This is a genomic window from Streptomyces sp. DSM 116793, assembly GCF_057320905.1.
On record NZ_CM170494.1, the window covers coordinates 5,246,273 to 5,267,600 of the forward strand.

17 protein-coding genes and 1 pseudogene are annotated in these 21,328 nt (G+C 74.5%); 13 read left to right on the plus strand and 5 right to left on the minus strand.

The genetic code is table 11. The features are described 5' to 3' along the window. Positions 1-68 precede the first annotated feature (68 nt). Positions 69-1,331 carry a hypothetical protein gene (locus ACSMXW_RS20435; RefSeq protein WP_485798158.1) on the plus strand — a complete coding sequence of 421 codons (1,263 nt, stop codon included), beginning with the start codon at positions 69-71 and terminating at the stop codon, positions 1,329-1,331. 498 nt (positions 1,332-1,829) lie between these two features. Here the strand turns inward: ACSMXW_RS20435 and ACSMXW_RS20440 are convergent, their stop codons facing one another. Beyond that, complete coding sequence (locus tag ACSMXW_RS20440; protein WP_485808176.1) at positions 1,830-3,110, minus strand: PH domain-containing protein; 1,281 nt, start codon at positions 3,108-3,110, stop codon at positions 1,830-1,832. A gap of 482 nt (positions 3,111-3,592) precedes the next feature. Then, the gene (locus ACSMXW_RS20445; RefSeq protein ID WP_485798159.1) at positions 3,593-4,171 is read right to left on the minus strand and encodes a PH domain-containing protein; all 579 of its coding nucleotides are present in this window, start codon (positions 4,169-4,171) and stop codon (positions 3,593-3,595) included. 68 nt (positions 4,172-4,239) lie between these two features. Between ACSMXW_RS20445 and ACSMXW_RS20450 the strand changes: the two genes are divergently transcribed. Next, entirely contained in the window at positions 4,240-5,391 is a 1,152-nt protein-coding gene (locus tag ACSMXW_RS20450; protein ID WP_485798161.1) for an NADH-quinone oxidoreductase subunit D, read from the plus strand. Between the two features lie 98 nt (positions 5,392-5,489). Here ACSMXW_RS20450 and ACSMXW_RS20455 read toward each other — a convergent pair whose 3' ends face one another. Next, the gene (locus ACSMXW_RS20455) at positions 5,490-6,584 is read right to left on the minus strand and encodes an SAM-dependent methyltransferase (RefSeq protein WP_485808177.1); all 1,095 of its coding nucleotides are present in this window, start codon (positions 6,582-6,584) and stop codon (positions 5,490-5,492) included. A 403-nt stretch (positions 6,585-6,987) separates the two neighbouring features. Between ACSMXW_RS20455 and ACSMXW_RS20460 the strand changes: the two genes are divergently transcribed. Continuing rightward, on the plus strand, positions 6,988-8,196 hold the full coding sequence (locus ACSMXW_RS20460) for a sensor histidine kinase (RefSeq protein WP_485798163.1): 1,209 nt from the start codon (positions 6,988-6,990) through the stop codon (positions 8,194-8,196). Between the two features lie 231 nt (positions 8,197-8,427). Beyond that, entirely contained in the window at positions 8,428-9,162 is a 735-nt protein-coding gene (locus ACSMXW_RS20465; protein ID WP_485798164.1) for a response regulator transcription factor, read from the plus strand. 304 nt (positions 9,163-9,466) lie between these two features. Here the strand turns inward: ACSMXW_RS20465 and ACSMXW_RS20470 are convergent, their stop codons facing one another. Both ACSMXW_RS20470 and ACSMXW_RS20475 read right to left on the minus strand, forming a co-directional pair. Next, complete coding sequence (locus ACSMXW_RS20470; protein WP_485798166.1) at positions 9,467-10,570, minus strand: DUF5937 family protein; 1,104 nt, start codon at positions 10,568-10,570, stop codon at positions 9,467-9,469. Between the two features lie 219 nt (positions 10,571-10,789). Then, entirely contained in the window at positions 10,790-12,001 is a 1,212-nt protein-coding gene (locus ACSMXW_RS20475) for a threonine aldolase family protein (protein ID WP_485798167.1), read from the minus strand. Positions 12,002-12,223: 222 nt separating this feature from the next. Between ACSMXW_RS20475 and ACSMXW_RS20480 the strand changes: the two genes are divergently transcribed. The 9 genes and pseudogenes from ACSMXW_RS20480 (at position 12,224) to ACSMXW_RS20520 (ending at position 21,195) form a co-directional block, all read left to right on the plus strand. Beyond that, complete coding sequence (locus ACSMXW_RS20480; protein ID WP_485798168.1) at positions 12,224-13,153, plus strand: Rossmann-like and DUF2520 domain-containing protein; 930 nt, start codon at positions 12,224-12,226, stop codon at positions 13,151-13,153. Between the two features lie 31 nt (positions 13,154-13,184). Further along, complete coding sequence (gene panC, locus ACSMXW_RS20485; RefSeq protein ID WP_485798170.1) at positions 13,185-14,195, plus strand: pantoate--beta-alanine ligase; 1,011 nt, start codon at positions 13,185-13,187, stop codon at positions 14,193-14,195. Further along, a pseudogene (locus ACSMXW_RS20490) lies at positions 14,192-16,024 on the plus strand (L-aspartate oxidase); the annotation flags it as partial. The gene panC and the pseudogene ACSMXW_RS20490, both read left to right, overlap by 4 nt. A gap of 242 nt (positions 16,025-16,266) precedes the next feature. Further along, positions 16,267-17,340 carry a carboxylating nicotinate-nucleotide diphosphorylase gene (nadC, locus tag ACSMXW_RS20495; protein WP_485798171.1) on the plus strand — a complete coding sequence of 358 codons (1,074 nt, stop codon included), beginning with the start codon at positions 16,267-16,269 and terminating at the stop codon, positions 17,338-17,340. Between the two features lie 5 nt (positions 17,341-17,345). Beyond that, positions 17,346-18,143 carry a type III pantothenate kinase gene (locus ACSMXW_RS20500; RefSeq protein ID WP_485798172.1) on the plus strand — a complete coding sequence of 266 codons (798 nt, stop codon included), beginning with the start codon at positions 17,346-17,348 and terminating at the stop codon, positions 18,141-18,143. Positions 18,144-18,769: 626 nt separating this feature from the next. Then, complete coding sequence (locus ACSMXW_RS20505; RefSeq protein ID WP_485798174.1) at positions 18,770-19,522, plus strand: hypothetical protein; 753 nt, start codon at positions 18,770-18,772, stop codon at positions 19,520-19,522. A gap of 13 nt (positions 19,523-19,535) precedes the next feature. After that, positions 19,536-19,769, plus strand: a complete 234-nt coding sequence (locus tag ACSMXW_RS20510; RefSeq protein WP_485798175.1) for a hypothetical protein — start codon at positions 19,536-19,538, stop codon at positions 19,767-19,769. 391 nt (positions 19,770-20,160) lie between these two features. Continuing rightward, positions 20,161-20,655, plus strand: coding sequence for a BlaI/MecI/CopY family transcriptional regulator (locus ACSMXW_RS20515; RefSeq protein WP_485798176.1), 495 nt, complete (start codon positions 20,161-20,163; stop codon positions 20,653-20,655). Positions 20,656-20,664: 9 nt separating this feature from the next. After that, on the plus strand, positions 20,665-21,195 hold the full coding sequence (locus ACSMXW_RS20520) for an amino-acid N-acetyltransferase (RefSeq protein WP_485798177.1): 531 nt from the start codon (positions 20,665-20,667) through the stop codon (positions 21,193-21,195). Positions 21,196-21,328: the final 133 nt, after the last annotated feature.

Genomic DNA, 21,328 nt, shown 5'->3' on the forward strand with positions numbered 1-21,328 from the left:
GCCTTCTGGTACAGGGATTTTGCTCGGTCGCTCACCAAGAGGCGTCCTTGCGCGGTAAGTTTCTGGCCATGCCACGTGGACGTCACCGCCATTCCCCGCCTCTGCACAAGCTGCTGCCGCCCTCGGCGATCGCAGGCGTCTCGGTCGTCTGCGCCGTGAGCACCTGGTTCTCGGCGGATACCGTGGTGCTGCGTGGCCTCGCGGTGGGTGCCGCGGCCGGGGCCGTCGTGGGCTCGATCGTGATGCGCAGCTGGGACCGGCTGGCGGGCAGGCAGGTGGCCGACCTGGTCCGGGCTCGGGAGAGCGACGGCTGGGCGCATGAGGAGCGCGTCGCCGAGCTGGAGGCGGACCTCGACGAGTCGCGTGAGCTCCGGCAGAAGCTGGAGAAGAAGCTCCGCGCGAAGCGCGCCGAGCTGGCGGCGCTGCGCAATGAGCACGCCGCGTTGCTGCGCCGGTACGCCACCGCGGAGACCGAGCGCGCCAGCGCCCTTGAGGGGCGCCGTCTGCTGGCCATCGAGGCGACGCCGGAGGGCAGCTCGGAGGCGGTCGGGCAGATGGCGGGCCACGGGGGCGGGGCCCGCCCGGAGCCGCGGCCCGAGTCCGCTCCGGAGCCGGTTCCCGAGCTGACGCCGGAGGAGCGGCTGCCGGCGCTGCGGCGCAGCGCGGAGGCGGCCCGGGCCCGCAGCACGACGACACCCCCCGCCTCGCTCTTCCTGCGGGCCAACGCCGCGCTGGAGATGCTGGCCCGCGGGGCCGGGCAGTCCGCGGCGCCGCGGCAGCCGGCGCCGGCTGCCGCGCGGAAGTCCGCGCCCACCGGCCCGCGCAGGCCCGCGCCGGCCGCCGAGGGCGGGCCCCGTGTTCCGGCGCAGGCACAGCGGCAGCTGCGGCCGCCCTCGTCCGGCGGGACGGGGCGGGCGGCGGCCCGGCAGCGCACGGCGGGCCGGTCGGAGGCCGGCCCGGCGGCGGGCGATGCAGGTGAGCATGAACGTCCGGCGGGGGACCGGCGGTCCGGGGACGGCCCCTACGCGGTGCCGACCGCGGCGGCCGTGGTCGCGCCCACGGCTCCGGTGCGTCCGCGTCTGGGCGGCGGTTTCGACTTCTTCGGCAACAAGGCGACGGGCGCTCCGGCGTCGTCCGCCGACTCCGTGCACAACACCGGCCTCGCGGACGCGGTCGGTGAGGATGCCACGGCCGTGCACAAGCCCGAGGAGGAGGCCGCCTTCAAGCCGGCCTCCGAGGCCGAGCGCGGCGTCGGTCAGGTCATCGACCTGACCGCGCACGACGAGACGGAACAGCTCGACGTCACGGGCCTGCGGAACGCGGTCTCCTAGCCCCTTCGGACGACACGCCTCCACCGGGCTCTGCCCCGGACCCCGCCGGGGGCGCGGGGAACTGCGCGATCCGCCACGACGAGACGCGAGCGTCGTCGCTGTCCCGAGGGGGCTGTTTCTGTCGTGTGCCGGGCCACTGGCGGGTGGTGGGTTGCGCGCGCAGTTCCTCGCGCCCCTGGGTGGGCCAGGGTGGAGTCCGACGTGAACGTGCACTCCGGAAGGGGCGCGGGGAACTGCGCGAACGAGCCACGACGAGACGTGAGCGTCGTCACTGTCCTGAGGGGGCTGTTTCTGTCGTGTGCCGGGCCACTGGCGGGTGGTGGGTTGCGCGCGGAGTTTCCCGCGCCCTGGGTGGGCCAGGGTGGAGTCCGACGTGAACGTGCACTCCGGAAGGGGCGCGGGGAACTGCGCGAACGAGCCACGACGAGACGTGAGCGTCGTCACCGGCCCGAAGGGGCTGTCTCCGGCGCGGGCTGACCACCCGCGGGCGGGTGGCCCCTACGCCATCCACCGATCCGGCCGCGCCGCACGCCGCCCCGTGCGCGAACGGTCCGCCTGGGCGTAGAGAAGGACCTCGGCCTCAGCGGCACTCCTGAGCCGAGCCCGCACCGTGCGCCCCGCCCCGTTGTCCACCCGCACGTCCGCGAGCCCCACAAGCCGCTCCCAGGGCCCCTGCACAAGCCGCACGCTCTGCACCTTCGCATGCGGCACCAGCGACACACAGCGCCGCAGCAGCCCCCGCCGGGCCGCGAAGACGCCATCGGTGACCGCCAGCCCGTAGCCCCGCCACCACACCGGCACACACCACCGGGCCCGCCGCGGCGGCGGGGCGAAGTCCCGCGGCGCCCGCACCCCGGGCAGCACCCGCGCGACCACGTCCTGCGCCACCGACAGCGGTGCCACCGGCAGCAGGACCGAGTTCGCCGACCCGGCCACGTCCAGCTCCACCCGCACCCAGCCGCGCCGCCGCCACAGCAGCGGCTCGACCAGCCGCACGGTCTGCACCCGCCCGGGCGGCACCGTCTCGTGCGCGCGGTCGAGCAGCCCGTGGTCGATGCGGAGCCCGTCGGGGGACTCGCCCACCGTCCAGTCGTACTCGGCGATGAACCGGCCCACCGTCCGCGCGAACGCCGCACCGAGCAGCGGCACGGCCACCGCGATCACCGTCCAGGGGTTGTGCGTGAACATCCACAGCACCGGCGGCACGACCACCGCAGGCAGCACCGGGCCCCAGGCCGCGCCGGTCAGCGCCACCGACAGGGCCAGCGTGCGCGGCGGGACGCGCAGCACCTGGCGGGCCGGGGCCTCGCCGACCTCGCGCACCCGCTCCGGCGCGAAGCCGGCGGCGCGCGCGAGCAGCTCGGCGCGCAGCCCGCGCGCCTCCCGTTCGCCCAGGTAGGCGAGCTCGTCCTTCTTGTCCATGCCGACGACGTCGAGTTTCAGCTTCACCACGCCGACGAAACGGGCCAGCAGCGGCTGGGTGACGTCCACCGCCTGCAACCGGTCGAGACGGATGTGCGCGGTGCGCCGGAACACCAGCCCGGTCCGGATGCGCAACTCGGTGTCCGTGACGGCGAAGTGGGTGAACCACCAGGTCAGGAAGCCGTACAGGGCGGCGGCCGCGATCAGCACGGCCAGGCCGGCGACGAGGGTGGCGGTGGTGAGCTGGGAGAGCCGGTACTGCGCCTGGTCGGGATCGTGCACCGCCCAGCCGACGATGAGGGCTATGGGCGCCCAGGCGCGGCGAAAGGGGGTGACCGGGTGAAGCCGCTGCTCCACGACCTCGGCGGTCCCCGCGGCCCGCTCGGTCTCCGCCGTTCCGACGGTTTCGGAGGTCCCCTCGGTCTTCGCCGTCTCCACGGTCTCGGCCGTCCCCCCTGCCTCGGCCGTTCCGACGGTTTCGGAGGTCCCCTCGGTCTTCGCCGTCTCCACGGTCTCGGCCGTCCCCCCTGCCTCGGCCGTTCCGACGGTTTCGGAGATCCCCTCGGTCTCCGCCGCCCCCACGGCTTCGGCCGTCTCGCCGACGCCTGCGCTCCGGGCGGACTCCGTGGTCCGGGAGACACCGGGGGCCCGGTCGGCGTGGGTGCCGTGAGCGCCCTGGGCGGTCCCCGCGTCCCCAGCGGTTCCCGCCCCCCGAGCCGCCGCCGCACCCTCGACGACCCCCGCACCCTCGACGACCCCCGCACCCTCAGCGACCCCGCCGTCCCCGCCTTCCCCGGCGTCCTCCTGGGGCCCGCCGTCCCCGTCGGGCCCCGGCGGCCTCACAGGCCCGCCGATCGTGCCTCGCCGAGCTCCGTGAGGCGGTCCCGGAGGCGTTCGGCCTCCTCGGGCAGCAGGCCCGGGATACGGGCGTCGGTGGCCGCGGCCGCCGTGTGCAGTTGGAGGCCGGCCAGGCCGAAGTGCCGTTCCACCGGACCCGAGGTGACCTCCACGAGCTGCATCCGCCCGTACGGCACCACCGTCTCCTCACGCCAGAGCACGCCCCGGCTGATGAGCAGGTCGTCGGACCGTTCCGCGTACCGCCACGAGCGCCAGTTGCGCCCCAGCATCCGCCACCCGGCCGGCAGCGCCGCGCCCGGCACGGCCGCGCACAGCGCCCAGAGGGGCCCTGCGATGAGCCCGGGCAGCACACCCGCGGCCACCGTCAGCGGCACCAGCCACATCGTGAACAGCAGCCTGCGCATCCGCAGCAGCCCGGGCGGCAGCCCCACCCAGGCGGAGGCGGCGACGGCCCCGCCGGCGTCGCCCCCACCGGTGCCGGGCCCGGCGGTTCCGGAGCCGCTCGCCGTTCCGCCGCCGGAGCCGCCGGCCGCCGTACCCGTCCCAGTCCCCGTCTCCATGCCGCAAGCCTACGTAGGGGAGACTGGCCGGGGCCCCTCGAAGGAGCGACGGAGGAGAGAGCCGCGGCATGAGCCCCACCACCCAGACCACGGTCGGCGTCGGCGGCGCCGGGGAGAGCACCGACATGGTGCTCAACATCGGCCCCCAGCACCCGTCCACCCACGGAGTGCTCCGGCTGCGGCTGGTGCTGGACGGCGAGCGCATCCTGGAGGCGGAGCCGGTCGTCGGCTATATGCACCGCGGCGCCGAGAAGCTGTTCGAGGCCCGCGACTACCGCCAGATCATCGTGCTCGCCAACCGCCACGACTGGCTCTCCGCGTTCTCGAACGAGCTGGGGGTCGTCCTCGCCGTCGAGCGGATGCTCGGCATGGAGGTGCCGCAGCGCGCGGTCTGGCTGCGCACTCTGCTCGCCGAGCTGAACCGCGTCCTGAACCACCTGATGTTCCTCGGCTCGTACCCCCTGGAGCTCGGCGGCATCACGCCCGTCTTCCACGCGTTCCGCGAGCGCGAGGAACTGCAGAACGTCATGGAGGAGGTCTCCGGGGGCCGGATGCACTACATGTTCAACCGCGTGGGCGGCCTCAAGGAGGACGTGCCCGCCGGATGGACCGCACGCGCGCGCGGGGCGGTGGCCGCCCTGCGCTCCCGGATGGACGTGTACGACCGGCTGGTGCTCGGCAACGAGATCTTCCGCGGCCGCACCCGGGGGGTGGGCGTCCTCGCGGCCGACGCGGTGCACGCCTACGGGGTGAGCGGGCCCGTCGCCCGCGCCTCCGGGGTCGACTTCGACCTGCGGCGCGACGAGCCGTACCTCGCCTACCCTCAGCTGCAGGACACCCTCAGGGTGGTCACCCGCCAGGAGGGTGACTGCCTGGCGCGCTTCGAGTGCCTCCTGGAGCAGGTGCACAACTCCCTGGACCTCGCCGACGCCTGCCTGGACCGCCTCGCCGACCTGCCGCCGGGCCCCGTCAACCAGCGGCTGCCCAAGGTCCTCAAGGCCCCGGAGGGCCACACCTACGCCTGGACCGAGAACCCGCTCGGGATCAACGGCTACTACCTGGTCTCCAAGGGCGAGAAGACGCCGTACCGGCTGAAGCTGCGGTCCGCCTCGTACAACAACATCCAGGCGCTGACGGAACTGCTCCCCGGCACCCTGGTCGCCGACATGGTGGCGATCCTGGGATCACTGTTCTTCGTCGTCGGCGACATCGACAAGTAGCGGACCGGCACCCCGCACGCAGGCGCGGGGCACGTTGCCCGCCCGGCGGCCTGCGCACCGACCGGGCGGGCGCCTACGGGGCGCGGGGAACGGCGCGCCTACCGGGTGCCGCCCTCGGGGAGGCCCGCCGGGTGCGGCATGCCCACCGGTTGCAGCAGCCATCCGAAGCCGCCGAGCCCCTCCGGCGCGGTCAGCTCGGCCGCCTCGCCCGCGGTGGCCAGGGCGCGCACGTAGGCGGTGGGGTCGGTGGTCGCGAGCGCGAGCGGGGGGCGTGCGCCGGTGATTCCCAGGGCGTGCAGCGCGGCGCGCTGGGTGATGAGGCGCGGGGCGGGCGGGGCGCCGGCCGGGGGCCGCCCGGATTCCGCGGCGGCGGACCGCCGGGCCCCCGCGGCGGCCCGCTCGGCGCCGGCTGCCGCGCAGGCGTCCAGCGCCACGTGCGCGGTGATGTCGCAGGAGCCGTCCGGCACCGGCGCCACCTCCCGGCCCGCCCGGAAGCCCGTGAGCGTCCCGTGGGCGGGGCGGGCGGCCCGCAGGTGCCCGTAGTCCGCGGCGACCGCGTAACCGGCCCTCAGCGTTCCCACGGCGGCCGCCCAGGCCTCGTCCCTGGGCCGCCCGATCTCCGCCCGCAGCCCGGGCCGCGGCTCCGGCGGCCACCAGCGCCGCAGCCACCGTGCGTCGGGCCCGTCGCCGAGCGGATCGCCGAGGACCTCGGTGCCGTCGGCGCGGACGAGGACGTGGCGGGGCACTCCGTCGGGGCCGGTCTCGACCACGTCCAGGGGGACGTTGTCCAGCCACTCGTTCGCGAAGAGGAGGCCGGTCACGCCCCGCGGGGGAGCGGTGCACCAGGTGACGTTCCCCGTGCCGGCCCTCGGGGGCGCGCCCGCGCGCTCCACCGCGTACCCGCGCGCGCGGGAGGCGACCTCGGCGGGCAGCGCCGTGAGGACACCCCGCACCAGCTCGCCCCGGCCCGCGCCCATGTCGACGAAGGCCAGCTCGGCCGGGTGGCCCAGGGCCTCGTCGACCCGGCACAGCAGCCGCGCCACGGCCTCGGCGAACAGCCGTGAGGCGTGCACGGAGGTGCGGAAGTGGCCGGCCGGGCCCTCGGGCCTGCGGTAGAAGCCGCCGGGCCCGTAGAGCGCGGCCTCGGCGGCCTCCCGCCACCCGGGCAGGCCGCTCCCCCGGAACCGGGGCAGCCCGCCGGGGTCTGCGCCCGGCTGCCCACGGCGCCCCGGAAGGAGCGCGGGGAACCCGGGGCACCTTCCATGCCCGTCAGGCGGTGGGGGAGCGATCGGCCACGACGAGGGCCGCGGGTCGCCACCGGCCGAAGGGGGCTGATTCTGCCGTGCCTCGGCCCCCGGCGGGTGGGTGGTTGCGCGCGCACGTCCCCGCGCCCCTTCCGGGGCGCCGCCCGTGCCGCCCGCTCCGCCCGCGCTGCCCGCTCCGCCCGCGCCGGGTCGCCGTTGTGCCTCGTCCGTCACAGCCACAGGCTAAGCACAGGGGACGGTGCCGCATCCACCTTGCGGAGTACGAGGCGGCGAGGCGGATCGGCCCTCCGGTTGACTCCTGCACGCTGCACGCGTCTCTACGCTGGGTTACGTGCAACGTCTCTACGACTTTCTCCGCAGACACCCGGCATGGGTCGACGGCTTCTGGGCCGTCGTCCTCCTGGGTTTCGAAGTCGTGATTCTGGTGCACGTCTTCTCCCTGCCGGCGGCGCACAAGCCGCACGTCGCGGCGTTCCCGATCGCCGCGGCGCTGGCCGTCGTGATCGCCCTGCGCCGCCGGTGGCCGGAGCACATGCTGCTGCTCGCCACCGTGGCCGGGCTCGCCCAGGTGGCGTTCGACGTGGACATCATGCCGTCCGACTTCGCCATGCTGGTGATCATCTACACGGTGGCGGCCGACGGCGCGCGGTGGGCGTCGCGGTTCGCGCTGGTCGCCGGCCTCTGCGCGGCCCCGCTGGCCCAACTGGTCTGGCCCGCGGACAGCAGCGCGGGCGTCATCGGCAACGTCCTCGTCACGGTCTTCCAGGCGGTGCCGTTCGCGCTCGCCTGGGTGCTCGGCGACTCCATCCGCACCCGCCGGGCCTACTTCGCCCACCTGGAGGAGCGCGCGGCCCGCCTGGAGCGCGAGCGCGAGGCGCAGGCCAAGGTCGCGGTCGCCGCCGAGCGTGCCCGCATCGCGCGCGAACTGCACGACGTGGTGGCCCACAACGTCTCCGTGATGGTCGTCCAGGCGGACGGCGCCGCCTATGTCATGGACAGCACCCCTGAGCAGGCGAAGAAGGCCCTGGAGACGATCTCCGGCACCGGGCGCCAGGCGCTCGCGGAGATGCGGCGGCTGCTGGGGGTGCTGCGCACCGGCGAGCCGCAGGACAGCGAGGACTACGTCCCCCAGCCCGACGTCGGCCAGCTGGAGGAGCTCGTCGAGCAGGTGCGCACCGCCGGCCTGCCCGTGGACTTCAAGGTGGAGGGCACCCCGCGCCCGCTGCCCAGCGGGGTGGAGCTCACCGCCTACCGGATCGTGCAGGAGGCGCTCACCAACACCCGCAAGCACGGCGGACCCGACGTCGGGGCCAGCGTGCGCCTGGTCTACTTCGACGACGGCCTGGGGCTGCTGGTGGAGGACGACGGCAAGGGCGCCCCCCACGAGCTCTACGAGGACGGCGGCGCGGACGGCCAGGGGCACGGCCTGATCGGCATGCGGGAACGCGTCGGCATGGTCGGCGGCACCCTGGACGCCGGGCCCCGCCCGGGCGGAGGCTTCCGTATCAGTGCCCTGCTGCCGCTCAAACCCGCCCGCTGATGCACGCATGCCCCGCGCGCCCGTCCATGCCTCCCACCCGCTCGCCGAACCCGGGCCCCGCCGGATGGCCCGGCCCACCGGGCCCCGTCCGATGGCCCGGTCCACCGGGCCGCGTCCCGCCCGCCGGAACCGCCCACGAACCCCGGCCCGGTCCGCCGCACCGGATCCGCTCCCGGTGCCGGTGCCCGTTCCAGGCCGTCGTACGCAACGCCCACGAAGGGATGTCCCCCGATGCCGCCCACCCCGCCCGCACCCGACCTGCCCCCCGAGCCGCCCGGGCCCGCACGGCCGATCCGGGTGATGCTCGTCGACGACCAGGTACTGCTGCGCACCGGCTTCCGGATGGTGCTGGCCGCGCAGCCGGACATGGAGGTGGTGGCGGAGGCCGGCGACGGCGCGGAGGCGCTGGAGGCGCTGCGCGCCACCGCGGTCGACGTGGTCCTGATGGACGTGCGGATGCCGCGGCTGGACGGGGTGGAGGCCACCCGCCGGATCTGTGCCGCGGCCAACCCCCCGAAGGTGCTCATCCTGACCACCTTCGACCTGGACGAGTACGCCTTCTCCGGGCTGAAGGCAGGCGCCTCCGGCTTCATGCTCAAGGACGTGCCGCCCGGGGAGCTGCTGGGCGCGATCCGTGCCGTGCACAGCGGTGACGCGGTCGTCGCACCGTCCACCACCCGGCGGCTGCTGGACCGCTTCGCGCCGATGCTGCCGTCCGGCCCCGGGCAGGAACCGCAGCAGAAGGAGCTGTCCCGGCTCACGGAGCGGGAGCGCGAGGTCATGGTGCTGGTGGCGCAGGGGCTCTCCAACGGGGAGATCGCCACCCGCCTCGTGCTCTCCGAGGCCACCGTGAAGACGCACGTCGGCCGTATCCTCACCAAACTGGGCCTGCGCGACCGGGTGCAGGTGGTGGTGCTCGCCTACGAGACCGGCCTGGTGCGGGCGGGCGGCGGCACCGGCTTCTGACCCGTCCGCGGGCCATGTCGCGGGCGCCATGTCGCGGGCGCCGCGTCGTGGGCCCGACGGCACCCCGCTGCCGACCCCCGGGCGAGCTCCGAGGGGGCCGCGGACGGCGGACGCCCCGGATCGCGGCGGTCTCGGGGCAGGCGCCAGGGCTCGGCGGCAGAGGGAGGCAACGCGCTCGGCGGTACGGAACAGCCGTACGCCCGCGGTACGGGCTGGCCTACGACCGGTGCAAGGGGCTGGCCATACGCCCGGCGGTACGGGCTGGCCCACGCCCGGCGTACGGGGAGGCCGCGCGCTAGTCCGCTCAGCGCAGCACACCCTCGATGAACTCGCTGCCGAGCCGGGCCACCACGCCCAGGTCGAGCTGGTGCTGCACATAGCGGCCGCGGCGGCGGGTGGTGACCAGGCCCGCCTTCTTGAGCACGCTCAGGTGGCGGGATATCTCGGGCGCGGTCATGCCGTACGCGTCCGCCAGCTCGCCCGTGGTGTGCGCCCCGCGCGCGAGGCGGCGGCACAGGCGCATCCGCACCGGGTGCGCGAGGGCCGTCATGCGGAGCGTGACCTGCTCCACGGAGGGCGCGGCGGGGCCGGGCGCCGCCACCGGGTAGTACAGCGCCCGCTGCCAGTCGTGGCGGTGCAGGAACATCAGGTGCGGCCAGCCCATGCCGGTGGGCACCAGGAGCAGCATCCCCTCGGGGACGTCGTAGCGGCCGACCGCCAGCTTGTCCAGCGTGATCGTGCCCGCCTCCTCGTCCAGCCGGGCCGCGGGCGAGACCGCGGAGATCATGGCCGCGATGCCCTTGCGGCGCAGCAGCTCCGTCTTGTGGCGGGCGTCCGTGGCGAGCTGGGGGCGCACCCGGGCCCAGGTGTCCGCGAAGAACGCCTCGTCGCAGTCCTCCAGCAGCCTGCGGACCCAGCCGCGGACGCCGGGCGGGTCCGCGAAGAGCCGCCGGGTGGAGTGCATCTGCCGGGGGCCGCGGGCGGCGGCCAGCTCCAGCGCGTGCCGCTGTGCGCGCGGGTCGTCGAGGATGTGCGCGGTGGCCTGGCCGTAGGTCGGCTCACAGGTGAACTCCAGGGCGGCGTCCACGAACTGCTCGTCGCTGAGCTTGTCCAGCAGGTCCAGGTCCTCCGCCAGGGTGCTGCCGGGCAGGGTCGACCTGCCCGGTATGCCGGCCGAGGGCAGGAAGATGTCGGAGAGCGTGGTGGTCCACAGGAAGTCGGCCTCGCAGAGGCGGTCGGCGAGACCGGGGTCGAGCCGCGCGGAGACCGTGGTGGCCCAGGACTGCAGCCCCGGGTGGTGGTCCGGCGCCGAGCGCGCGTGCAGTGCCAGGCCCAGCTCCGCCAGGGGCGAGGGCACGACGGCGATCCGCTCCGGCGGCAGCCCCCTGATGTCGATGCTCACGCTCATGACGTCCATGGTGCCCGGGGGGTATGACAAGGCGGCCGCCAATTGACGGCTCGCGTCAATCGGCGAGGCCCGGTGCCCGCTCCTTCGCCTGCGGCGGGCCACCGGGTCGAGGCCCTTGCGGTCTGTCGGTGTTCCACCGGCCGGTGGGGGTGGGTGCGCAGTTCCCTGGACGGCGCGCGGTTCCCCGCGCGCTGTCCGGGGCGGGGACTATGGCGGGGACTATTCGGGGAGGCGGGTGACGAACTCCGTCACCGCCTCCTTGACGTCGTTCGGGGTCCAGGCCAGGCCGGGGGCGTTCACGGTGACCTCGGTGCGGGCGGTGCCCGGGGCGCCGGCGGCGGTCCAGTTCCAGAAGAGGCCCGTGCCGGTCTCCTCGGCCTGCCGCAGTGACGCGTCCTGGAGCACGTCGGCGTCGTACGGCAGCCACACCTGGAACTGGTGGGTGTGCGGCACCTCCGGATGCACCCGCGCCCAGGGCACCCCCGCGGCGGCGAGGCCCTCCTTGAGTGCGGCGGCCACCACGCGCGCGTGCGCCACGTACGAGGGGAGCCGCGGCAGCTCGCGGTCCAGGCCGATCAGCGCGGACAGGACGGTCGGGAACTGCCGGGCGATCTGCCCGCCGTACCGGTGCCGCCAGGCCCGCGCCTCCTCGGTGAGCGTCCTGGGACCGGCGAGCGCGGCCCCGCCCAGGCCGCCCAGCGACTTGTAGAACGACACATAGACGCTGTCCGCGAGGTCGGCGATCTCGTCCAGGGTGTGCCCCAGATGCGGAACGCTCTCCCACAGGCGGGCCCCGTCGAAGTGCACCACCGCCTCACGCTCCCGCCCGGCCGCCACCACGGCGGTCAGCTCCTCCCAGGACGGCAGCAGGAAACCGGGCTCCCTGAGGGGCAGCTCCAGCATCAGCGCCCCGAAGGGCTCGCCCAGGTCCCGCACCTCGTCGGCGGTGGGCTGCCGAGGCTCCCGGGTCGGGTGGACGGTGCGCAGGCCGCTGAGGGCGCCGAAAGCGCCCTCCTCGTGGAGTTCGGGGTGGGCCAGCGGGTGCAGCGCCACCGTCGCGTTCCCCGTCCGGGCCGCCCAGCAGCGCAGGGCCACCTGCTGCGCCATGGTCCCGGTGGGGAAGAAGACCGCGGCCTCCTTGCCGAGCAGCCCGGCGACGCGCTCCTCCAGGACCTGGACGACGCCGTCGCCGTACAGGTCCGGCGGCCCGTCCAGGTCGTACACGTGCGGGCCGTGCTCGACGAGCCCTGCCAGCTGGTCCCTCATGGGCACGTGCATCCCGTTGCTGCCGAGGCGGCGCCGGACCGACCGCTGCGCGGCGATCCGGCGCGCGCGTATGGCGTCCCGCGTCCGTGCACCGTCGCCCCCGCTCCGGTGCGCGCTGTCACGGGTGCCGCTCTCGTGGGTGCTCTCCCTGCTGCTGCCGCTCATGCCCCGAGCATGGCGCACGCCGCGGGGTGGGGGCACCGGGTTTCGCGGCCCCCGCCGGGGAGTGCGGTCCCGGGCCCGCCCGTCCCGGGTGGCGTTCGGGACGGCGGTGTTCGAGGCGTCACAGTCCGTGGACGGCACAGCGGCGCCGAAGACGGATAGCGTTAACATGACGAGAAATCGTCCGGTACCCCACAGCGGACTGGAACGGAAGGCCGTCCTGGCGTGAACACACCCCCACCGGATCCCAGCACCCGCCCCGCGAGGCTGACCGTCGGCGTCGTCGGCGCGGGGCGCGTCGGACCTGCCCTGGCCGCGTCCCTGCAGCTCGCCGGGCACCGCCCCGTCGCCGTCTCGGCGGTCTCCGACGCCTCCCGCCGGCGGGCCGGGGAACTGCTGCCGGGTGTGCCCGTCGTGCCGCCCGCCCAGGTCCTGGAGCGTGCCGACCTGGTCCTGCTGACGGTGCCCGACGACACCCTGCCGGGGCTCGTCGAGGGCCTCGTGGAGACCGGTGCCGTGCGCCCGGGCCAACTCCTCGTGCACACCTCGGGGCGGTACGGCACCGGTGTGCTGACGCCCGCGCTGCGGGCCGGCGCGCTGCCGCTCGCGCTGCACCCGGTGATGACGTTCACCGGCACCACCGTCGACGTGCACCGGCTCGCGGGCTGCTCCTTCGGCGTCACCGCCCCCGAGGAGCTGCGGCTGGCCGCGGAGGCGCTGGTGATCGAGATGGGCGGCGAGCCCGAGTGGATCGAGGAGTCCGCGCGGCCGCTGTACCACGCGGCGCTCGCGATCGGCGCCAACCATCTCGTCACGCTGGTCGCCGAGTCCATGGACCTGCTGCGCGCCGCGGGCGTCGCCGCCCCCGACCGGATGCTCGGGCCGCTGCTCGGCGCGGCCCTGGACAACGCCCTGCGGTCCGGCGACGCGGCGCTCACCGGGCCCGTCGCCCGGGGCGACGCGGGCACCGTCGCGGCGCACGTGTCCGAGCTGCGCAAGCACGCCCCGGGCAGCGTCGCCGGATACCTCGCCATGGCGCGCGCCACCGCCGACCGCGCCCTGTCGCACGGCCTGCTCAAGCCGGAGCTGGCCGAGGAACTGCTGGACGCCCTGGCCCACGGCGCCGACCCGCGCACGGGCGGAGGAGACCGATGACCGCCGACCCCGGCACGGACGGGGGAGAGAGATGACCACCCTGCTGCACACCGCCGCCGACCTGCGGGCACGCGCGCGTGCCGGCCGCCGCGCCGTGGTGATGACCATGGGCGCCCTGCACGAGGGCCACGCGGCACTGATCCGGGCGGCCCGCGCCCGCGCGGACGCCGCGCCCGGCGGCCCAGGCGAGGTCGTCGTCACCGTCTTCGTCAACCCCCTCCAGTTCGGCGCGGGCGAGGACCTGGACCGCTACCCCCGCACCCTGGCCGAGGACCTGGCGATCGCGGAACGGGCCGGTGCGGACGTGGTGTTCGCGCCCGACGTCGACGAGGTCTACCCCGGCGGCCGCCCCCAGGTCACCATCGCCGCGGGCCCCATGGGGACGCGACTGGAGGGCGCCGCACGGCCCGGCCACTTCGACGGCATGCTCACGGTCGTCGCCAAGCTGCTCCACCTCACCGCCCCGGACGTCACCCTGTTCGGGCAGAAGGACGCCCAGCAGCTCGCCCTCGTCAGGCGCATGGTGCGTGACCTGAACTTCCCCGTGGAGATCGTCGCCGTGCCCACCGTCCGCGAGGACGACGGCCTGGCCATGTCCAGCCGCAACCGCTATCTGTCGCCCGCGGAGCGCCGTACCGCCCTCGCGCTCTCCCGGGCGCTCTTCGCCGGCCGCGACCGGCACGCCGCCCAGGAGGCGCTGTGCGCCCGCGCCGCGCTCGCACCCACCACGCACGCGCGTGCCGACGCGCTCACCGCCCTGGGCGAGTCCCGCGCCGCCGCCGACGCCCACGCCGTGGCGGGCGCGATACCCAGCGGGCCGGCGGCCGTGCGCGCCGCCGCCCGGCTGGTCCTGGAGGAGGCCGCCAGCCGCACGCCCCCGCTCGAACTGGACTACGTCGCCCTCGTCGACCCGGCCGACTTCACCGAGGTCCCCGACGACCACACCGGCGAGGCCGTCCTCGCGGTCGCCGCGAAGGTGGGCAGCACCCGGCTGATCGACAACCTCCCGCTCACCTTCGGAAACCACGGAGCCGCCACATGACCGGCACCCAGCCCCCCGCCGCGAGCGCTTCGGACGGCAGATCCGCACGGGGCACCCGCGCGCCGGGCGGGACGCCCGCGGTGCCGTCCGCCGCCGACGTGCCGCCCGCTCCCGCCGGCCCGCCGCCCGTCCCCGCGGCCACCGGCATCCGGCTGCACGCCCCCGCGCCCGGCTGGTCGCAGACGGCGGACGTCGTGGTCGTCGGCTCCGGCGTGGCGGGGCTCACCGCGGCCCTGCGGTGCTCGGCCGCCGGTCTCGACACCGTCGTCGTCACCAAGGCCCGCCTGGACGACGGCTCCACCCGCTGGGCGCAGGGCGGCATAGCGGCCGCCCTGGGCGAGGGCGACACCCCCGAGCAGCACCTGGACGACACCCTGGTCGCCGGCGTGGGCCTCTGCGACGAGGACGCGGTCCGCACCCTCGTCACCGAGGGGCCCGGCGCGGTGCGCCGCCTCATCGCGACCGGCGCCCACTTCGACACCTCGGACGCCACCGGCGACATCGCCCTCACCCGCGAGGGTGGCCACCACCGCCGCCGCATCGCCCATGCGGGTGGTGACGCGACCGGTGCCGAGGTCTCCCGCGCCCTGGTCGAGGCGGTACGCGCGCGTGGCATACCGACCGTGGAGAACGCGCTCGTCCTCGACCTGCTGACGGACGCCGCCGGCCGCACCGCCGGGGTCACCCTGCACGTCATGGGCGAGGGCCAGCACGACGGCGTGGGCGCCGTGCACGCGCCCGCGGTGGTGCTCGCCACCGGCGGCATGGGCCAGGTGTTCTCGGCGACCACCAACCCGTCCGTGTCCACCGGCGACGGCGTCGCGCTCGCGCTGCGCGCCGGGGCCGAGACCAGCGACCTGGAGTTCCTCCAGTTCCACCCGACCGTGCTCTTCCTGGGCGCGGACGCCGAGGGGCAGCAGCCGCTGGTCTCCGAGGCGGTGCGCGGTGAGGGCGCCCACCTGGTGGACGCCGACGGGGTCCGCTTCATGACCGGTCAGCACGAACTCGGCGAGCTGGCGCCCCGGGACATCGTCGCCAAGGCGATCACGCGCCGGATGCAGGAGAAGGGCGCCGACCACATGTACCTGGACGCGCGCCACTTCGGCGCCGCCATGTGGGAGAGCCGCTTCCCGACCATCCTCGCCGCCTGCCGTGCGCACGGCATCGACCCGGTCACCGAGCCTGTCCCCGTAGCCCCCGCGGCGCACTACGCCTCCGGCGGCGTGCGCACCGACCGGCGGGGCCGCACCACCGTGCCGGGCCTCTACGCGTGCGGAGAGGTCGCCTGCACCGGTGTGCACGGCGCCAACCGCCTCGCCTCCAACTCCCTCCTCGAAGGGCTCGTGTACGCCGAGCGGATCGCCGCCGACATCGCCGCCCGGCACGCCGAGGGCACCCTCCACGCGCGCGTGCCGGCGCCCACGGTCTCTCCCGCGGCCCCTGCGCACCCGCTGCTCGCGCCCGAGACCCGGTTCGCCATCCAGCGGATCATGACCGAGGGCGCCGGGGTACTGCGTTCCGCCGCCTCCCTGGAGCGCGCCGCGGCACAGCTGGAGCAGCTCCACACCGATGCGCGGAACGCGCTCGACGAGCAGGGCAAGACCGCCGAGCCCGGGGTGGACAGCTGGGAGGCCACCAACCTCCTGTGCGTCGCCCGGGCGCTCGTCGCCGCCGCCCTGGAGCGCCCCGAGACCCGGGGCTGCCACTGGCGCCTGGACCACCCCGAACGGGACGACGCCCGCTGGCGCCGCCATGTCGTGGTACGCCTGAACCCCGACCGGAGCGTTGCGCTGCGGACGACGGAGGGGGCGGGGTTTCCGGCCACTCAGGGGGATTTCGGGGGTGGCGGCGCCGGTGGGTCCGGAGGGCTCCGAAGGTCCGGTGGGTCCGGAGGGTTCGGTGAGCCTGGTGGTTCCGGTGAGCCTGGTGGGTTCGGTGGTCTCGGTGAGTCCGGTGAGTCCGGTGATCCTGGTGAGCCCGCTGAGCCCAGTGGTCCGGGTGGTTCCGGGGGCGCCCATGTTTCTTCCCTGTCCGACACCGCACAGCCCAGCCCCAGGAGCAGTGACCGATCGTGAGCAATGCCGACCTTCCCCTTGTTCCCTCGTCCGGCCCTTCGGCGGGCGGCTGCGGCTGTGGCTGTTCCGGCGGGGCCGGGGCCCCGGAGCACGCCCACGGCGAGGAGCACGACCCCATGGAGTGCGGGCTCGACCCCACGCTCGCGCAGCTCCTGGCCGACCAGGGCCTCGACCCCGTGCTCGTCGAGGACATCGCCCACCTGGCCGTCGCGGAGGACCTCGACGAGGGTGTGGACGTCACCACCGTCGCCACCATCCCCGAGGACGCCGTCGCCACCGCGGACTTCACCGCGCGCGAGAACGGCGTCGTGGCGGGCCTGCACATCGCCGAGGCCGTGCTCTCCGTGGTCTGCACGGAGGAGTTCGAGGTGGAGCGGCACGTCGAGGACGGCGACCGGATCGTCGCCGGGCAGCGGCTGCTGACCGTCACCACCCGCACCCGCGATCTGCTCACCGCGGAGCGCAGCGCACTCAACATCCTGTGCCGGCTGTCCGGCATCGCTACCGCCACGCGCGCGTGGGCGGACGTGCTGGAGGGCACCAAGGCGAGGGTCCGCGACACCCGGAAGACGACGCCCGGGCTGCGCGCCCTGGAGAAGTTCGCCGTGCGCTGCGGCGGCGGCGTCAACCACCGCATGTCCCTCTCCGACGCGGCGCTCGTCAAGGACAACCACGTCGTGGCCGCGGGCGGCGTCGCCCAGGCCTTCGCCGCCGTCCGCGAGACGTTCCCCGACGTCCCCATCGAGGTGGAGGTCGACACCCTGCACCAGCTCCGCGAGGTGCTGGACGCCGGCGCCGACCTGATCCTGCTGGACAACTTCACCGTCGTCGAGACCGAGGAGGCCGTCGCGCTCGTCGGGGGACGCGCCATCCTGGAGTCCTCCGGGCGCCTCACCCTGGACGACGCCCGTGCGTACGCCGAGACGGGAGTCGACTATCTTTCGGTGGGTGCTCTCACGCACTCCGCGCGGATCCTGGACATCGGTCTCGATCTGCGGGAGGCAGGCGGGGGCGCGGCTGGTGGCGGTGAGGCGGAGGGGACGGGCGCGTCCCGGGACGGGGCTGAGTAGGCGTCATGCTGCTGACGATCGACGTGGGGAACACCCACACGGTGCTCGGTCTCTTCGACGGGGAGGACATCGTCGAGCACTGGCGCATCTCCACGGAGCCGCGGCGCACCGCAGACGAGCTGGCCGTGCTGCTCCAGGGGCTCATGGGGATGCACCCGCTGCTCGGTGAGGAGCTGGGCGACGGCATCGACGGGATCTCCATCTGCTCGACCGTGCCCTCTGTGCTGCACGAGCTGCGTGAGGTGACGCGGCGGTACTACGGCGATGTGCCGGCCGTGCTCGTGGAGCCCGGGATCAAGACCGGGGTGCCGATCCTCATGGACAACCCCAAGGAGGTCGGCGCCGACCGCATCATCAACGCGGTCGCCGCGGTGGATCTCTACGGGGGGCCGGCGATCGTGGTCGACTTCGGGACGGCGACGACGTTCGACGCGGTGTCCGCGCGGGGGGAGTACGCGGGTGGGGTGATCGCGCCCGGGATCGAGATCTCCGTGGACGCGTTGGGGATGCGCGGGGCGCAGTTGCGGAAGATCGAGCTGGCTCGGCCGCGGAGCGTGATCGGGAAGAACACGGTCGAGGCGATGCAGGCGGGGATCGTGTACGGGTTCGCCGGGCAGGTGGACGGGGTCGTGCGGCGGATGGCCCGGGAGTTGGCGGAGGATCCGGACGATGTGACGGTGATCGCCACCGGGGGGTTGGCGCCGATGGTGTTGGGGGAGGCGTCTGTGATCGATGAGCATGAGCCGTGGTTGACGTTGATCGGGCTGCGGTTGGTGTACGAGAGGAACGTGTCCCGGTTGTAGGGGGCGGGGCGTGCCGGTTCGCGCGGGTGCGGGCGGGGCGCCAGGGCGTGGGACCGCGTGTGCGGGGCGCCGCTGCGCGGTGCGTTGAGACTTGCCGGGGCGCGTTGGCGTGTGCGGGTTTCGTTGTCGCCGGTGCGCCTTCTGTTTCGTTGTGGGGCGGGGCCGCGGGGGGATGTCCGTCCTCGGTCCGGCGCCCTCCGTGGGCTGGAAGGGTTCTCTGGCCGTGGCGCCGGACTCCCCCAGTGCCTTGAAGGCCTGGGAGGTACCCCCAGGGCGGACATCCCCCCACGTCCCCTCACGTCTCGTCGGCGGCTGCGGTCCGGTGGGGCCTGGGGTGGCCACTGAGCGCCGTCCGGCACAGGCCTTCCCCCGCTGTGGGCAGTCGTTCTGCTGGAGGTGGGGGTACCTCCCAGGCTCTGAAGGCACTGGGGGACGGTGGGCATAGCCCACGGCGTACGGCGCCCGGGCGGTACCGGCCCGCACCGCCAGGGGCACATGGGGAAGGGGAAGAGCCGCCCCCGCCCCACTCGCCCAGGTCCGCGGCGTGGCCTCACGCAGTGGGGTGGGTGGGGCACGCCGGGGTGGCGGTGAGAGAAAATTGTCGGATTAGCCCCTATCGTCACAACATGCCCACGCCCTACGGATCCCGCGGCGGCATGGCGTTCGCTCCGGCGGAGCTACGCGTACTCCGCCGCGCCCTCGCCCTCGCCCTCCACCCCAGCTCCGCCACCGTGCAGGACGTCCAGGACTGCCACCGCCTGGCCGAGTCCCTCGACGACGCGGCACGCGAGGGCGCCCGGTTCCGTGCGTTTCTCTTCGACGACCTGGCCCGGTACCGCGCCGCCCTGCCGGGCAGCGTGACCGGGTACCTGGCCCTTCTGGGTGACGCGCTGGACGCCGCGTACCGGCCGGACCCCGATGACTTCGCGGCGCTGCGGGCGCTGCGCGGCAACCCGGCCGCCGCGGCGCTGCTCGACCGGTGCCGGGCCGTCCTGGAGGAGAGCATGAACGTCCAGCTCGCCGACCGCACCCCCTTCCCGGCGGCCCGCGCCGAGTACACCCCGGCGCCCCGTGCCCTGGTGCCCGCCTCGCGCCGCCGGCTGCACGCCCTGCCGGGCGGGCTGGCCGCCGCGGACGCACCGGAGCCGTCCGAGCCGCAGGAGCCGGCGGAGAGCCCGGACACCGAGGCCCGGCCCGACGAGGAGCCGGAGAAGACGTCCGAGCCCGAGCCCTCGGCCGAGCCGGATCGGGACCGTGAGCGGGGGCCGCGCCGGCCCGGCGAGCACGGGCGTCCGGTGCCCACCCCGGCCGAGGTCTTCCCGCCCAAGCGCAGGCCGGCGCCGCCGTCGAACCCGCCGGAGCAGCGGGCGGCCGGGTAGCTACCCTGGGGACATGGACTATGTCTCTGCGCTTGTGCCCCCGGTGGTGATGGCCGCGCTCTTCATCGGCGTGATCGTGACGATGGTGAAGAGTCAGGGCGGGGCGAACAAGGCCAAGGAGGATGCGGCCGTCGACGCCGCCATCGCGGCGCGCGCCGAGGGCACGGACGGTGTGACACCGGCTGCCGGTGTGGCCGCGGGGGCCGGTACGGCCACCGGCCGTGGCGGGAGCGACACCCGGGGCTGAGCCCTCGGCCGACCGGCCCGCCCCACGTCCAGGTGCGGCGGCCGGCTGCGGCGACTCTTCCGGCGACCGGCGACCGGCGACCGGCGACCGGCGCCGTTGGCGGAGGCCCCTGATGGCCGGGCGACGTGCCGGCGGCTTCGGCGACCTTCCGGCACGTGGGCGTGCGGCCGGGCGTGATCAGCGCGTCATCCTGTCGTATGCGGCCTTCCGGGTTCTTTCGCGGCCCGGCGGTGGCCGGTGCCGCCGAGGCCCTGCGAGGCCACCTGGAGCAGCCCTTACGGTCCTGTTTGTCCGCGTATTGGGTTGAAGACGCGTTGATTACACTTCCAACCGATTTAAAGACTATTGTTCAGGTGTGCCTCGGCCTCTGGGAGAACTCGAAGACGCGGTCATGACGCGGGTCTGGAAGTGGAACCGCCCCGTGACCGTTCGAGAAGTCCTGGAAGATCTCCAGCGGGAACGGACGATCGCCTACACCACCGTGATGACCGTCTTGGACAATCTTCATCAGAAGGGGTGGGTGCGCCGAGAGGCGGAAGGCCGTGCCTATCGATATGAGGCGGTCTCCACGCGCGCCGCCTACGCGGCTGCTCTGATGAACGAAGCCTGGTCGCACAGTGACAACCCGGCGGCCGCTCTCGTCGCCTTCTTCGGGATGATGTCGCCGCGGCAGCGTGAAGCGCTCCGCGATGCGATGCGCATCGTCCAAGGGCACCAGACCCCGGCGGCCGGCGAGAACGCCGAAGAGGACGAGATGCCGCAAGAGCCGGAGAACGGCGCCGGGGAAGACGGGCCCAACGCGGAAGGGCATGAGAACGCGCCGTCTTCCGGGAGCGGAACGGCCACGCAGAACCCCGGCTCCCGGCACTCGGAGGCCGGGCGATAGCGTCCGGGCATGCCAGCAGAGCCCGAAGTCACCGCAAAAGCCCTTACTGTCCGGCGGGCCAGGACGAGCGATGTCCCGCAACTGCGCCACCTCCTGGACCGCTACGCCCGCAAGGGCATCCTCCTCGACAAAGCGACGGTGACGCTTTACGAGGACATCCAGGAGTTCTGGGTCGCGGAACGTGACGACAACGCGCAGGTCGTGGGCTGTGGAGCGCTCCACGTGATGTGGGAAGACCTCGCGGAAGTGCGCACGCTCGCGGTGCACCCCGTGGTCAGGGGCACGGGGGTGGGGCACCACCTCTTGGAGAAGCTGGTGCAGACCGCCCGCTGGCTCGGTGTTCGGCGCGTATTCTGCCTCACCTTCGAAGTGGACTTCTTCGCCAAGCACGGCTTCGTGGAGATCGGTGAGACCCCCGTCGACACGGATGTCTACAGTGAGCTGCTGCGTTCCTATGACGAGGGCGTTGCGGAGTTCCTCGGTCTCGAACGGGTGAAACCGAACACCTTGGGCAACAGCCGGATGCTTCTGCATCTGTGATCGCCGACGGTATTCCTGTGGTCACTCGACCCGGTGCCCTATGTCCGAAACGCGCATGTTTCCAGGGGGCCTTGGGGTCTTGGCCGCTGTCAGGGGTTTGTGTTTTTCCGGGAAAAGCGGTTTGCTTTCCGAC

Coding starts and splice junctions, on each gene's coding strand:
- ACSMXW_RS20500 (WP_485798172.1), top strand. CDS start 17,346: ATGCTGCTGACGATCGACGTGGGGAACACCCACACGGTGCTCGGTCTC.
- ACSMXW_RS20520 (WP_485798177.1), top strand. CDS start 20,665: ATGCCAGCAGAGCCCGAAGTCACCGCAAAAGCCCTTACTGTCCGGCGG.
- ACSMXW_RS20465 (WP_485798164.1), top strand. CDS start 8,428: ATGCCGCCCACCCCGCCCGCACCCGACCTGCCCCCCGAGCCGCCCGGG.
- panC (WP_485798170.1), top strand. CDS start 13,185: ATGACCACCCTGCTGCACACCGCCGCCGACCTGCGGGCACGCGCGCGT.
- ACSMXW_RS20510 (WP_485798175.1), top strand. CDS start 19,536: ATGGACTATGTCTCTGCGCTTGTGCCCCCGGTGGTGATGGCCGCGCTC.
- ACSMXW_RS20470 (WP_485798166.1), bottom strand. CDS start 10,570: ATGAGCGTGAGCATCGACATCAGGGGGCTGCCGCCGGAGCGGATCGCC.
- ACSMXW_RS20505 (WP_485798174.1), top strand. CDS start 18,770: ATGCCCACGCCCTACGGATCCCGCGGCGGCATGGCGTTCGCTCCGGCG.
- ACSMXW_RS20515 (WP_485798176.1), top strand. CDS start 20,161: ATGACGCGGGTCTGGAAGTGGAACCGCCCCGTGACCGTTCGAGAAGTC.
- ACSMXW_RS20475 (WP_485798167.1), bottom strand. CDS start 12,001: ATGAGCGGCAGCAGCAGGGAGAGCACCCACGAGAGCGGCACCCGTGAC.
- ACSMXW_RS20445 (WP_485798159.1), bottom strand. CDS start 4,171: ATGGAGACGGGGACTGGGACGGGTACGGCGGCCGGCGGCTCCGGCGGC.
- ACSMXW_RS20435 (WP_485798158.1), top strand. CDS start 69: ATGCCACGTGGACGTCACCGCCATTCCCCGCCTCTGCACAAGCTGCTG.
- ACSMXW_RS20450 (WP_485798161.1), top strand. CDS start 4,240: ATGAGCCCCACCACCCAGACCACGGTCGGCGTCGGCGGCGCCGGGGAG.